We start from the raw sequence: 12,973 nt of genomic DNA on the forward strand, positions 1-12,973 counted from the left end.
CTGATGACCGCGACCGAACCGCGCTCCGATCTGCGCGTCACCCGTCCGTCCACCCAGGAGATCACCACCCGCACGGACAGCCGGGAGATCCTGGCCAACGCCCGTCGCGACACCGAGCGCCACCACCTGCAGGACTACTTCATCGTCGACGTCGACTCGCACCACGTGGAGCTCGACTCGTGGCCGGAGGTGCTGGAGCACCTGGACTCGCCGGTCCTCAAGGACACGGCCGCGCAGATGATGCGGAACTGGCCCCAGGCGTCGCACCTGGCGCTGCACAACCACCCGCCAGGGCTGACCATGCAGGACGTCTCCGGCCGGATCCCGCACCAGGCGGCGCTGGCCGAGGACACCCCGGGCACGACGAGCGGCGCGGACCGCGACGTCACGCTCGTGCGCAGGGCGATGGACGCGATGTCGATCGACGTCCAGGTCGTGTTCCCGCAGCCGATGCTGGAGACAGGGCTGCACCCGCAGCCGCACGTCGCGACGGCGCTGCTGCAGGCCTACAACCGCTGGTTCACCAGCGAGATCCTGCCGCGCGAGCCGCGGGTGAAGACGATGCTCGGGCTCCCGTTCGAGGACCCGGACGCGTGCCTGGCGACGATCGAGGAGTTCGCCGACCACCCGGGCGTCATCGGGTTCCTGGTCACCAGCCAGCGCCACGCAGGCGTGCACCGCAACGCCTACATGCCGGTCTACGCCGAGCTGGAGCGCCGCGGCCTGCCGATCGGGTTCCACGCCGGTCCGAACCAGGCCGACACGATGACGTCGACGATGAACAAGTTCCTCTCGGCGCACGCGATGAGCTTCGTGACCTGCAACATGACTCACCTGACGAACTGGGTGATCAACGGGATCCCGGAGCGCTTCCCCGGCCTGAAGACGATCTGGATCGAGTCCGGCCTGGCGTGGGTGCCGTTCATGATGCAGCGCCTGGACCACGAGTACTACATGCGCCAGTCGGACGCACCGCTGCTGACGAGGCCGCCGTCGCAGTACATGCGCGAGATGTTCTACACGAGCCAGCCCATGGAGTGGACCGACGACAAGCTGCTGGCGGCCACGCTGGAGGCGATCGACGCGCCGAACTCGCTGATGTACTCCTCGGACTGGCCGCACTGGGACTTCGACGTGCCGGGGCGGATCGCGTCGCTGCCGTTCCTGGACGACGCGGCCAAGCGCAACATCCTGGGCGAGACGGCGCGCCGGGTGTTCGACCTGGAGAAGGCATGACGACGGGTCCGACACCGTTCGAGGTCCACGAGTCCGGGAAGCTGCTGCACGGGACGAGGGCCGATCTCGCCGTCGGCGATCTGCTGGTCCCCGGCCGGATCTCGAACTACGAGGAGAACCGGGTGATGAACCACGTGTACGTCACGGCGACCCTCGACGCCGCGGCGTGGGGCGCCGAGATGGCACTCGGCGACGGGCCAGCGCGCATCTACGTCGTGGAGCCCACCGGGGAGATCGAGGACGACCCGAACGTCACCGACAAGAAGATGCCCGGCAACCCGACCCGGTCCTACCGGACCCGAGAGCCCGTCCGGGTCGTCGGCGAGCTCGAGGGCTGGGTGGGCCACACCGCCGAGCAGCTGCAGTCGATGCGCGACGGGCTCGCCGGCCTGCGGGAACGCGGCGAGGCGGTGATCTACGACTGACCCGGGTCTACGCCGCCGCCAGCTGCCGGGCGGCGGCGTCCGCGCTGTCCTCGCCGCTGGTGTTGAACGCGATCCGGGCCTGCGGGGCGTGCCGGCGCACGAGGTTGACGACGTGCTCGAACAGCTCGAGCGCCTCCGGCGGCTTGCGGATCCCGCCGCCGATCACCACGCAGTCCCACGGCCTCGACCCCAGCGCCGCGACGATGTCGGCCTCGATCCGGTCGTCGACCCCGACGAGGCACTGGCCGGCGTCCATGCCGAGGTCGGCGAAGCGGTCGAACCCGCGCCGGATCGACGCGGCCAGCGCGTCGGCGTCCGGGATCGGGAGGCGGTGCGGGTCGAAGCCGATCAGCAGGACGGTCGGTGCGGTCGGTGCGGTCATGGTCGTTCCCCCTCTGCCGGGCCCGGCACGCGCCGGGCCAGTCCGTCCACGAGCGCGGTCAGCCCGTGGGAGAACGAGCGCTCGCCCTCCGGGGCGCCGCCCTTCTCCAGCGCCGCCGACAGCAGCGGGAACGCCTCCCCCGCCGTGCCGGCGTCGGCGATCTCCCGCTGCGCGGCGGCCTGCTCCTCGAGCACGAAGCCGGTCACGAAGTGCGCCACCGCGATCAGCGTGTGCAGGGCGGACGCCGGGTCGAGCCCGGCCGCGACCAGCTCGGCGATCCCGTCCTCGGCCTGACGTGCCGCGTCCGGGCCGGGGCGGGTGCCCGCGACGAGCCGGGCGCCGTCGCGCCGGGACAGCAGTCGTCGACGACGGTCGCGTGCCCCCTCGGCGAGGTCGGCCCGCCAGTCGCTCGTGGTCGTCGACGACGTGGGCCGCAACAGCTCCTGGGCCATCAGGTCCAGCAGCTCCGCCTTGTCCCGGAAGTGCCAGTAGAGCGCGGGCGACTTCACGCCGAGCCGGTCGGCGAGCCTGCGCGTGGACAGCGCGTCCAGCCCGATCTCGTCGACCAGGTCCAGCGCGGCCAGGACGACGGTGTCCCTGTCCAGCCCGGCGCGCGTCATGCGCTGACCTTATCACTGATAAGGAGAACCGCGTCTAGCTCGGTAACCCCAACAGGGACGGGAGGTCGGCGACCGAGTCGATGACGGCGTCGGCGCCCGCCGCGCGCAGCCGGGACTCCGAATGCGCGCCTCCCCGGACGGCGACCGTCAGCGCCACCCCTGCCCGGACCGCACCCTCGATGTCGGCGGTCGCGTCCCCGGCGAGCGCGACGTGCTCGGCGGCGAGATCGCAGCGCTTCAGCGCCGCCTGCAGCAGGGCGGGGTCGGGCAGGCCGCGGCCGCCGACGTCGGTGGGCGAGAACAGCGCGTCGACCCGGGCCGTCCAGCCCAGCGCCTCGATCAGCACGTCGCGCAACGACGAGGGGAAGCCGGTCACGATCACGACCGGCAGACCGGCATCGCGCAGCGCGTCCACGGCCTCCCCCGCGCCGTCGACCTCGTGCACCCGTCCCTCGGCCGCGGCGTCCGCGAGGAACCGGGCGAACGCACCCTCCGCGCGACGGGCGCGATACATGTCACCGTCGAGCAGCTCGCCGAACACGGTCAGCGTGCTGCGGTCCATCGTCGCGCGGGCCTGCCGGTCCAGCGCCGGGTAGCGGGGTCCGTCCAGGCGGACACGGGCCGCGCGCAGCCCGACGCGGACCGCGTCGAGCACGAGCCCGTCGTCGGCCATGGTGGTCCCGGCCAGGTCGAGGATCGCCGCCCGCACACCGGGAACTTCAATCCGTCACGATGATCGAGCGGATACGGGAGGGTGTCGGCCGGGTGAACCCGCAGGGACGGTCAGGTCGTCGTCGCAGGTATCCGCCCGGGCGCGCAGGTCCTGCACGGTCTGCGCGGTCCGGCGACGCCCTGCGAGGTCAGCCCGCGCCGGGCACGGTCAGGACGGTGCGCGCCGTCCGGTGTCCGTTCCGGCACGCTTCGACCGGTTCCGCCCCGCCGACGACGGCCTGCAGGTAGCCGGCCGCGAACGCGTCACCCGCGCCGGTCGTGTCCCGGACGGAGCCGACCGGCGGGACCGGGACCACGACGGCGGGCCGACCCGGAGCGGTGACCCGGGCCGGCCGCGGGCCGTCCTTGACCACGACGACCGTCCCGGCAGGCGCCGAACCGGGCAGCCCGAGCAGGTCGGCCTCCGCGAGCGTGGCCAGCACGTGCGCGGGCCGCAGCTCTCGCAGGAGCGCCGCGAACCGTTCGACCCCGCAGGCACGCACGGCGCCGGTGGACGCGACGTCGACCGACACCGACCCGACCCGCGCGGCGACCGCGAGCGCAGCACCCCGGACCGGCTCTGCGACCAGCGAGTACGCCGGGAGGTGCAGGTGGGTCAGGCCGTCCGCCCACGCCGCGGGCGGATCGCACAGCTCGGCCGCCGCGCCGCGGTCGGGCAGCATCGTCCGCTCCCCGTCCGCGTCGACCAGCACGACGACGGTCCCGGTGCGGCCCGCGCGCCGCACGCGCACGTCGACGCCGTCGTCGGCGAGCGACGCGGTGAGCGCGCGGCCGGCGTCGTCGTCGCCGACCTGTCCGAGGAAGCGCACCGGGGCGATCCGCGCGGCGTGGGCGGCGACGTTCGCGGCGCTCCCGCCCCGGCGCCGGAACACCTGTGCCGCGGTGTCGGTGCCCGGCGCGACCGGGCCGGACGGCCACACGACGACGTCCTCGACGAGGTCCCCCAGCACGCCGAGCATTGGCTACAGCGCGGCGACGGCGACGGCGATCCGGGCGCCCAGGTCGACGTTGTTGCGGTAGACGGCGACGTTGACCTCCAGGCTCGCTCCACCGGTCGCGGTCCGGATGTGGTCCAGGAGGAACGGCGTCGCGTCCTGGCCGCCGACCCCCTGCTCGTCCAGGGCGGCGAGGGCGCTCGCGAGGACCGCGTCGTGCTCGGCGGGCGGCAGCTGCGAGGCGACCGGTACCGGGTTCGCCACCAGCAGCGCCGCGTCCAGCCCGAGCGCGCGGCCCGCCGCCCACGCCGCGGCGGCCTGCTCCGGCGAGTCCAGGACGTGCCCGACCCGGTGTCCGGAGTCGGCGACGTAGAAGTTCGGGAACCGGTCCGTGCGGTAGCCGGCCACCGAGATCCCGAGCGTCTCGAGGCGCTCCAGCGTGGCGCCGACGTCCAGCACGGACTTCACCCCCGCACTGACCACGACGACCGGCAGGCGCGCGAGCGCGGGGAGATCGGCGGACTCGTCGAACGTCTCCGACGCGCCCCGGTGGACCCCGCCCAGCCCCCCGGTCGCGAACACCCGGATCCCGGCGCGGTGGGCGAGGTGCGCGGTGGCGGCGACCGTCGTGCCACCGGACGCCCCGGTCGCGACGGCCGGTGGCAGGTCACGGGTGCTCAGCTTGACCACGTCCGGATCGGACGCCAGCCGCTCCAGACCGGTGGCGGACAGCCCGATCCGCACGACGCCGTCGAGCACGCCGATCGTGGCCGGGACGGCGCCGGCCGCACGGACGCGCTCCTCCGCGTCCCGCGCGACGTCGAGGTTGCGCGGCCGCGGCAGCCCGTGGGTGAGGATCGTCGACTCGAGCGCCAGCACGGGCCGTCCGACGGCGAGCGCGTCCGTCACCTCCGGCGCGACGGACATCGAGGTCACGGTCACGTTTCTCCCTGCAATCGATAGGACACTGTCGTTTCCGGTAGCGTCGTGGGCACCACCCGGAGTCACGGAGGACGCTGCCATGAGCCAGTCGACCGTCCAGAACGAGGGAACCCGGATGCCGCTGCACATGCGGCGCGACGGGATCGACCCGGTCCCCGAGCTCGGGGCCCACCGGTCCGACGACGAGATCCCGGTCATCACCACGACGTTCGGCACGCAGGCCTACCTCGTGACCCGCTACGAGGACGTCCGTGAGGTGCTCGGCGACGCCGCCACGTTCGGCAACACGGCCGACCTCCGCAGGCGACAGGGCGGTGCGATGGCCGAGATCAGCGACGAGGAGGCGGCCCGGATGCGGGCCGGCCAGCTCCTCGCCCAGGACCCGCCGGACCACACCCGGCTGCGCCGCATGCTGACCCGCGAGTTCACCCAGAAGCGGATGCGCATGCTGGAACCGCGGATCACCGAGATCGTCGACGCGCGCCTGGACGCGATGGAGCAGGCCGGCCCGCCGGCCGACCTCGTCGCGGACTTCGCGCTGCCGATCCCGTCGCTGGTGATCTGCGAGCTGCTCGGCGTCCCGTACGCCGACCGCGCCGAGTTCCAGTCCCGCTCGAACCGGCTGCTCGACCTGTCCCGTGACCCCGAGGACCGGCTCGCCGCCGGCCGGGAGAACCGGGCGTACATGTCGCAGCTCTGCGCGGACGCCAGGGCGAACCCCGGCGACGACATCCTCGGTGCGCTCGTCCGCGACCACGGCGACGACCTCACCCACGACGAGCTGACCGGCATCGCCGGGCTGTTGCTGATCGCCGGGCACGAGACGACGTCGAACATGCTGGGGCTCGGCACGCTCGCGCTGCTGCAGCGCCCCGAGCAGGCCGCGCTCGTGCGCGACGACCCGGACATGACCAGGGCGGGCGTCGAGGAGCTGATGCGGTTCCTGTCCATCGTGCACTCCGGCGTGCCGCGGCTGGTCATGCGGGACACCGAGATCCGCGGGACGGCGATCCCGAAGGACTCGCTCGTGCTGTGCTCGCTGCCCGCGGCGAACCGGGACCCGGAGCAGATCGACCGCCCGGACGAGCTGGACGTGTCGCGCGGCGCGGCAGGACACGTCGCGTTCGGGCACGGCGTGCACCACTGCCTCGGCGCGCCGCTGGCCCGGATGGAGATGGAGACTGCGTTCCCGGCGCTGCTGCGCCGCTTCCCGGCGCTGGCTCCCGCGGTGTCCGATGAGGACGTCGAGTTCCGCTCCTTCCACTTCATCTACGGGCTCAGGTCCCTGCCGGTCACCTGGTAACGGCCGCTACTCTGCGGCGGTGGACCCGTCCCCTCCGGGGGCGGCGACGCCCCTGCGGGCCGACGCCGCCCGCAACCATCGCCGGATCGTCGAGGCGGCGGCGGAGGCGTTCGAGTCCGACGGGCCGGACGTCCCGCTCGAGGAGATCGCGCGTCGGGCCGGACTCGGTGTGGCCACGCTCTACCGGCGGTTCCGGACCCGCGAGGCGCTGGTCCGGGCCGTCGTGGAGGAGCTGTTCGCCGCCGAGGTGGAGCCGACAGCGGACGTCGACACCGGCGATCCGTGGGCGGACCTCGTCGGCGCGCTGAGCCGGGCGCTGGACGTGATCGCGGGGCGGACCGTGATCCTCAAGCTCGCGCGCGACTCCGCCGCGTACGACGTGGACACGGTGCACCGCTACGGACGGGCGCTGGGCAGGCTGCTCGACCGCGCGCGTGACGCCGGGGTGGTCCGGCCGGAGCTCACCGTGCGGGACCTCTCCGCAGTGCTGATCATGGCCATCACGATCGCGCGCCACGGCGATCCCGGCGGCGCGGACCGGCGCCGCTACCTGGGGCTGCTGACCGACGGGTTGCGTCCGGCGCCGGAGCCGTTGCCGCCCGCCGGGCCGGAGTCCTCGTGAGCCCGTCGTGAGCCCCGAAGCCCTCGCGCTCGGGTTGCTGAGCGCCGTGCGGGCGACCCCGCTGGCGATCGTCTACGCGCTGCTGGCCTCCGACCGGCCCCGACGGCTGCTGTCCGGCTACGTCGCCGCGGGCCTCGTCGTCAGCCTGGCGGCCGGGCTGGTGATCGTCACGACGTTCGACGGCACGGCACGCGACCCGGAGGCGCGGTCCGGCCGGTACGCGATCGACGCCGCGCTGGGCGTCGCGGCGCTGCTCTACGCCGTGCTGTACGCGACCGGCCGGATCGGGAACCGGACCCCCGACTCTCCCCCGGTGCCGCTCGAGGAGCGGCTGCCGTGGGGCATCGGCCGACGGCTCCGCCACCCGACCGTCCCGCTCGCCGCGCTGGCCGGGGCGGCCACGAACCTGCCGGGGCTGTTCTACGTGGCCGCGCTCGTCGCCGTCCTGGAGACGCAGCCGACGCCGGCGAACGGGGTGTTCCAGGTCGTCGTCTACAACGTGCTGCGGTTCGCGGTGCCACTCGCCGGCCTGGTGCTCGTCGTGCTCGGCCCGGACCGCACGCGCGCCGTGATCGACGGCGTCCAGGACTGGGCACGACGGCGTCGGCGCGTGCTGCTGATCGGTGTGTCCGTCGTGGTGGGCGTGTACCTGACCGTGAAGGGCGTGCTCGGCCTGCTCGGCTGACGCCACTAGGGCGCGACGCGCACGACCGTGAGCTCGACCAGGTCGGTGACGTAGCGACCGCCCCGGCCGTCGCCGGGCACGACCAGGCGCGGCCTCGCGAGCGGCTTCCCGTCCTGGACGGTCGCGACGAGGACCTGGGTGTTCGCGAAGTCCGGCGCGAACTCGCCGTAGGCGACCAGTGCCTGGTAGCCGTCGGTCGCCCTGCCGAGCACGGCGAACGACAGGAACGGGTTCTTGCCGGGCGCCGGGGCCAGCGCCGACGTCGGCAGGATGTCGGAGAGCAGGGCGCCGCGGAACGTGTGTGCCTCGAGTGCCGTGCCGCTCCGGAACGTCGCCGGCACGGTCTTCTGCGGGTAGCTCGCGAGCTTCGCGGGCGTCAACGTGAACGGCGTCGCGACGTCACCGGTGACCGCGACGTCGCCCGGCGCGAGCGCCTGCGGCGAGGCCGTCTGCGCGACGGGCGCGACGGCCGTCACCACCGGAGCCGAGCCGCAGCCGGCGAGCAGGGCGCAGAGCAGGACCGGTAGCAGGAGGAACCAGCGCAGACGCGGCATGAGCCGGGATCATGCACCGCTCCTGCGGAGACGGCAAGAGCCCGGTGTCAGCGGCCGAACCGGTCCGGGTGCAGCACGCGAGCCAGGGTCGCGACGGCGTCCGCGTTCCGGATCCCCGGGCTGATCTCGGCGAACGTGATCGGCACGAGCCGGCCGTCGCGCACGGCGGGCACCTGCGCCAGTGCCGGGTCGGCGCGCAGCTCGGCGATCGTCCTCGTCGCCGCTCCGAGCTCCTCGTCGGCCCCGCAGCACGACGGCACGACGATCACGTCCGGACGCGCCGCGATCAACGCCTCGGTGTCGACCCGCTTCATCCGCCCGTCGATCTCCGGGAACGCCTGCGTCCCACCGGCCGTCTCGATGATCGTCGTCGCGACGTCACCGGTGCCGAACACGCGCATCGGCCCGCTGCCGCCCGGACGGTTCACCATCGCCACCCGCGGGCGCTCCGCGACTCCGGCCAGACGCTCCTGCGTGGACGCGACCGTGGCGCGCATGCGCTCCACGATCCCGGTGGCGCGGTCCGGTTCGCCGAGCAGCCGCCCGAGGTCGGACAGGTCGGCGTAGACGGACTCGAGCGAGGCGTCGTTCGCGGCGAGCGACGTCTGTCCGGCGCCGTCGACGCTCGGGCAGAACGAGCGGAACACGTAGGCGTTGGCGCCAAGGGCCGCCAGTTCGGCGCGCGTGCCGAGCCCCTCCCTGCTGACCGCGCCGGTGAACCCGGAGACGACCAGGTCCGGGGCGAGCCGCAGCACCTCCTCGCGGCTCGGGTACTCCTCCGGGAAGTACTCCTGCGGATGGAACCGGGAGGCGATGTCCTGCGGGAGCCGGTTGTCCAGGTACGCCGCACCGACGACCCGGTCCCCCGCCCCGAGCGCGTAGACCGCCTCGATGCCGTTCTGGAACGCCGCGAAGATCCGTTCCGGTGGGACGAGCGGGACGTCGGCTCCACAGTTGCGCAACGCCTCGGCGGCCTTCGGCGGGGCGGCTGCCGGGGCGCCGCACCCGGCGATCACCGCCGCCCCCGCCAGCAGCAGGGCCAGCGCGACACCCGGCCGCCGTCGTCGATCATTCACCACGCGACCAACCTACGTCATCTCATCTGAACAGACAGACATGTGTGACGGATCGCCCGGATGCCGGATTTGCCGGACCCGGACGGCGGCTACGTTGTGCGACAGCCGCATCGGCAACGACGCCTGCGCGGCACCGCCACCGGAGGTCGCGATGACGGACGTGGGAACGGCACCATCCGAGAGCACCCTGCGCCGCGTCGCGGTCGCGGCACTCTCGGCCAGCACGCTGGAATGGTTCGACTTCTACATCTACGGCACCGCCGCGGCGCTGGTGTTCAACGAGGTGTTCTTCCCCGACGTCGACCCGACGCTCGGCACGCTGGCCGCGTTCGCGACGTTCGGCGTCGGCTTCCTGTTCCGCCCGGTCGGCGGTGTCCTGTTCGGACACTTCGGGGACCGGTTGGGCCGCAAGCGGCTCCTGGTCATCGCGATGGTGATGATGGGTGCGTCGACGATGCTGATCGGGGCGCTGCCGACGTACGCGACCGTCGGGATCCTCGCGCCGATCCTGCTCGTCGTGCTGCGCAGCGTCCAGGGCATCGCGGTCGGCGGGCAGTACGGTGGCGCGCTGCTGATGGTCACCGAGAACGCACCGCCGCACCGACGCGGCTTCTACGGGTCGTTCGCCCAGATCGGCCCGACGCTCGCCGTGATCCTGTCCAACCTGGTCTTCCTCGTGCTGGTCGCCGTGATGCCGGACGAGACGTTCGCGGCATGGGGCTGGCGGATCCCGTTCCTGCTCAGCGTCGTGGTGATCGCGCTCGGCATGTGGGTGCAGGTCCGGCTGGAGGACACGCCCGCGTTCCGCGAGCTCGAGCAGAAGGCCGCCAGGACGCCGTCCGCGCCCCGGAAGCGGTCGCCGATCATCGAGGCGGTCCGCACGCATCCCGGCCCGATCCTCAAGACCGCGGGCATGCTGCTCGTCATCCAGGTCTACTTCTACATCCAGATCGTGTTCATGGTGTCGCACATGCCGACGCTCGGGGTCCCGCGCCAGACGATCCTGACCATCATCATGATCTCCAGCGCGGTGGTGGTGATCGCGTTCCCGTTCTTCTCCGGGCTCTCGGACCGGGTGGGGCGCAAGAAGGTCGTGCTGCCCGCCGCGATCGCGACGCTGCTCTCGGCGTTCCCGTTCTTCCTGCTGATGGAGACGGCGACGATCCCCGGGATGATGATCGCGGCACTGATCGGCGGGCTCTCGCTGGGCGCGCTGTACGGCCCGCTGGCGGCCTACATGACCGAGATGTTCGCGGCCGACATCCGCTACTCCGGCGCGTCGATCGGCTACCAGCTCGCGGCCGTCGTCGGTGGCGGGTTCGCGCCGCTGATCGCGGCGTCACTGCTGGCCGCGACCGGGACGATCCTGTCCGTCGCCGTCTACGTGACGGTCGCGGCGCTGATCACGCTCGGCGCCGTGCTGGCCACGAAGGAGACGTACCGGCCCGGGGAGGTCACACCGGTCTGAGACCGACCACCCCGGGCCGGGACCTCACAGGCTGCGCTCGAGGCGTCCGGCCAGCAGCGACACGAACCGTGACGGGTCGTCCAGGTCGCCACCCTCGGCGAGCAGGGCCATGCCGTAGAGCAGCTCGGCGGTCTCCGCCGACTCGTCCGCGGCGTCGGCGTACCGACCCTGCAGCGCCGTGACCAGCGGGTGCGACGGGTTCAGCTCCAGGATCCGCTTCACGTGCGGCATCTCCTGGCCCATCGCCCGGTACATCTTCTCCAGCGCCGGGCTCATGTCGTGCTCGTCGTTGACCAGGCAGGCCGCCGACGTCGTCAGCCGGCTGGACAGCCGCACGTCCTTGACCTGCTCGGACAGCGCGCCGGTGATCCACTCCAGGAAGCCGGAGAACTCTTCGTTGCGCTTCTGGGCCTCCTGCTTCTGCTCCTCGGTCTCCAGGTCCACCTGGCCCTTGGCGATCGAGCGGAGCTCCTTGCCGTCGAACTCCGGCACCTGGTCGACCCAGACCTCGTCGATCGGGTCGGTGAGCAGCAGGACCTCGTAGCCGCGGTCGCGCAGCGCCTCCATGTGCGGCGACGCCTCGATCGACGACCGGGACTCGCCCGTCATGTAGTAGACGTGCTCCTGGCCGTCGCGCATGCGGGACACGTAGTCCGCCAACGTGGTCGGCTTCTCGGTGTCGTGTGTGGACGCGAACGACGCGATCTCGAGGATCCCGTCGCGGTTGTCCGGGTCCTCGAGCAGGCCCTCCTTGACCGCGCGTCCGAACTGCTCCCAGAACGTCGCGTACTTGTCCGCGTCCTCGGTCATCATCGTCTTGACCGTCGAGAGAACCTTCTTCACCAGACGACGGCGGATCGCCGTGATCTGCCGGTCCTGCTGCAGGATCTCGCGGGACACGTTGAGCGACAGGTCGGCCGCGTCGACGACGCCCTTCACGAACCGCAGGTACTCCGGGACGAGCGCCTCGCAGTCGTCCATGATGAACACCCGGCGCACGTAGAGCTGCACGCCGCGGCGGCGTTCGCGCATGTAGAGGTCCATCGGGGCGTGCTGCGGGAGGAACAGCAGCGCCTGGTACTCGAACGTGCCCTCTGCGGAGAGCCGGATCGTCTCCAGCGGCTCCTGCCAGTCGTGGCTGACGTGCCGGTAGAACTCGGCGTACTCCTCGTCGGACACGTCCTTCTGCGGACGCGCCCAGAGGGCCTTCATCGAGTTGAGCGTCTCGACCTCGGGCCCGGCGTCGTCGGTCTCCTCGGCGCCGTCCTTCTTCTCCCCCGCCATCCGGACGGGCCAGGTGATGAAGTCCGAGTACTTCTTCACGATCCGGCGCACGGTGGCCGGGTTCGCGTAGTCGTGCAGGCTGTCCTCGGCGTCCTCCGCCTTGAGGTGCAGCGTCACCGACGTGCCCTGCGGCGCGTCCGGCACCGGCTCGATCGTGTACGAGCCCTCGCCCGTCGACTCCCAGTGCACGCCCTCGGTCTCGCCGGCCTTGCGGGTCACCAGCTCGACCCGGTCGGCGACCATGAAGCTGGAGTAGAAACCGACGCCGAACTGCCCGATCAGCGCCTGCGACTCGACCGAGTCCGACTCCTTGAGCTGGGCCAGCAGCTCGGCCGTGCCGGACTTCGCGATCGTGCCGATGAGGTCGACGACGTCGTCGCGGCTCATGCCGATGCCGTTGTCCCGGACGGTGAGCGTCCGGTTCTCCGCGTCCGGGACGAGCTCGACGTGCAGGTCCGACGTGTCGACGTCGAGGTCCTTCTCCTGGTAGCCGGCGAGCCGGACCTTGTCCAACGCGTCGGACGCGTTGGAGATCAGCTCGCGCAGGAAGATGTCCTTGTTCGAGTAGATCGAGTGGATCATCAGCTGGAGCAGCTGACGCGCCTCGGCCTGGAACTCGATCGTCTCGGTCGGGGTGCTCACGTGCGTCCTCTTCCGGGGTGGCCGTCGCCTGACCCGTCGATTCTGCCGTATCCCCGACGCCGGCCGG

The 12,973-nt window shown here is 72.3% G+C and carries 14 protein-coding genes; 6 read left to right on the forward strand and 8 right to left on the reverse strand.

Annotated elements, in window-relative coordinates; all coding sequences use genetic code 11:
• Positions 1–3: 3 nt before the first annotated feature.
• Together EV378_RS03280 and arr are read left to right on the forward strand one after the other, a co-directional pair.
• A complete protein-coding gene (locus EV378_RS03280) occupies positions 4–1,236 on the forward strand; it encodes an amidohydrolase family protein (protein WP_132421256.1) in 1,233 nt (410 codons plus the stop codon).
• Positions 1,233–1,661: an NAD(+)--rifampin ADP-ribosyltransferase gene (gene arr / locus EV378_RS03285; protein ID WP_132421257.1), complete on the forward strand. Its 429-nt coding sequence runs from the start codon at positions 1,233–1,235 to the stop codon at positions 1,659–1,661. The genes EV378_RS03280 and arr overlap by 4 nt, the downstream gene beginning before the upstream one ends.
• A 7-nt stretch (positions 1,662–1,668) precedes the next feature.
• Here arr and EV378_RS03290 read toward each other — a convergent pair whose 3' ends face one another.
• The 5 genes from EV378_RS03290 to EV378_RS03310 form a co-directional block, all read right to left on the reverse strand.
• Complete coding sequence (locus tag EV378_RS03290) at positions 1,669–2,043, reverse strand: hypothetical protein (protein WP_132421258.1); 375 nt, start codon at positions 2,041–2,043, stop codon at positions 1,669–1,671.
• Positions 2,040–2,663: a TetR/AcrR family transcriptional regulator C-terminal domain-containing protein gene (locus EV378_RS03295; protein WP_132421259.1), complete on the reverse strand. Its 624-nt coding sequence runs from the start codon at positions 2,661–2,663 to the stop codon at positions 2,040–2,042. The genes EV378_RS03290 and EV378_RS03295 overlap by 4 nt, the downstream gene beginning before the upstream one ends.
• 34 nt (positions 2,664–2,697) lie before the next feature.
• Entirely contained in the window at positions 2,698–3,372 is a 675-nt protein-coding gene (locus tag EV378_RS03300) for an HAD family hydrolase (protein ID WP_132421260.1), read from the reverse strand.
• Positions 3,373–3,523: 151 nt separating this feature from the next.
• Positions 3,524–4,354 (reverse strand): carbohydrate kinase family protein, encoded by an 831-nt coding sequence (locus tag EV378_RS03305; protein ID WP_132421261.1) that lies wholly within the window; start codon positions 4,352–4,354, stop codon positions 3,524–3,526.
• Positions 4,355–4,357: 3 nt separating this feature from the next.
• Entirely contained in the window at positions 4,358–5,257 is a 900-nt protein-coding gene (locus EV378_RS03310) for a pseudouridine-5'-phosphate glycosidase (protein ID WP_132427328.1), read from the reverse strand.
• 94 nt (positions 5,258–5,351) lie between these two features.
• Between EV378_RS03310 and EV378_RS03315 the strand changes: the two genes are divergently transcribed.
• The 3 genes from EV378_RS03315 to EV378_RS03325 are packed head-to-tail and all read left to right on the forward strand — an operon-like array spanning position 5,352 to position 7,882.
• On the forward strand, positions 5,352–6,575 hold the full coding sequence (locus EV378_RS03315; protein ID WP_132421262.1) for a cytochrome P450: 1,224 nt from the start codon (positions 5,352–5,354) through the stop codon (positions 6,573–6,575).
• Between the two features lie 19 nt (positions 6,576–6,594).
• Entirely contained in the window at positions 6,595–7,197 is a 603-nt protein-coding gene (locus EV378_RS03320; RefSeq protein ID WP_243653250.1) for a TetR/AcrR family transcriptional regulator, read from the forward strand.
• A gap of 7 nt (positions 7,198–7,204) precedes the next feature.
• Entirely contained in the window at positions 7,205–7,882 is a 678-nt protein-coding gene (locus tag EV378_RS03325; RefSeq protein ID WP_132421264.1) for a GAP family protein, read from the forward strand.
• Positions 7,883–7,887: 5 nt separating this feature from the next.
• On the opposite strand, the gene EV378_RS03330 is transcribed toward EV378_RS03325, so the two are convergent.
• On the reverse strand, positions 7,888–8,436 hold the full coding sequence (locus tag EV378_RS03330) for a molybdopterin-binding protein (RefSeq protein ID WP_132421265.1): 549 nt from the start codon (positions 8,434–8,436) through the stop codon (positions 7,888–7,890).
• Positions 8,437–8,483: 47 nt separating this feature from the next.
• The gene (locus EV378_RS03335; RefSeq protein WP_132421266.1) at positions 8,484–9,515 is read right to left on the reverse strand and encodes an ABC transporter substrate-binding protein; all 1,032 of its coding nucleotides are present in this window, start codon (positions 9,513–9,515) and stop codon (positions 8,484–8,486) included.
• Positions 9,516–9,663: 148 nt separating this feature from the next.
• Here EV378_RS03335 and EV378_RS03340 point away from each other — a divergent pair, with 148 nt between their 5' ends.
• A complete protein-coding gene (locus tag EV378_RS03340) occupies positions 9,664–10,980 on the forward strand; it encodes an MFS transporter (protein WP_132421267.1) in 1,317 nt (438 codons plus the stop codon).
• 24 nt (positions 10,981–11,004) lie between these two features.
• Here the strand turns inward: EV378_RS03340 and htpG are convergent, their stop codons facing one another.
• Entirely contained in the window at positions 11,005–12,906 is a 1,902-nt protein-coding gene (gene htpG, locus EV378_RS03345; protein WP_132421268.1) for a molecular chaperone HtpG, read from the reverse strand.
• Between the last annotated feature and the right edge of the window lie 67 nt (positions 12,907–12,973).

Source organism: Pseudonocardia endophytica, assembly GCF_004339565.1.
GTDB lineage: Bacteria > Actinomycetota > Actinomycetes > Mycobacteriales > Pseudonocardiaceae > Pseudonocardia > Pseudonocardia endophytica.

Bases quoted from the DNA above. Each gene is read 5' to 3' on its own strand.
- EV378_RS03305 (WP_132421261.1), bottom strand. From the start codon at position 4,354: ATGCTCGGCGTGCTGGGGGACCTCGTCGAGGACGTCGTCGTGTGGCCG.
- EV378_RS03315 (WP_132421262.1), top strand. From the start codon at position 5,352: ATGAGCCAGTCGACCGTCCAGAACGAGGGAACCCGGATGCCGCTGCAC.
- EV378_RS03295 (WP_132421259.1), bottom strand. From the start codon at position 2,663: ATGACGCGCGCCGGGCTGGACAGGGACACCGTCGTCCTGGCCGCGCTG.
- EV378_RS03340 (WP_132421267.1), top strand. From the start codon at position 9,664: ATGACGGACGTGGGAACGGCACCATCCGAGAGCACCCTGCGCCGCGTC.
- arr (WP_132421257.1), top strand. From the start codon at position 1,233: ATGACGACGGGTCCGACACCGTTCGAGGTCCACGAGTCCGGGAAGCTG.
- EV378_RS03310 (WP_132427328.1), bottom strand. From the start codon at position 5,257: ATGTCCGTCGCGCCGGAGGTGACGGACGCGCTCGCCGTCGGACGGCCC.
- EV378_RS03290 (WP_132421258.1), bottom strand. From the start codon at position 2,043: ATGACCGCACCGACCGCACCGACCGTCCTGCTGATCGGCTTCGACCCG.
- EV378_RS03330 (WP_132421265.1), bottom strand. From the start codon at position 8,436: ATGCCGCGTCTGCGCTGGTTCCTCCTGCTACCGGTCCTGCTCTGCGCC.
- EV378_RS03280 (WP_132421256.1), top strand. From the start codon at position 4: ATGACCGCGACCGAACCGCGCTCCGATCTGCGCGTCACCCGTCCGTCC.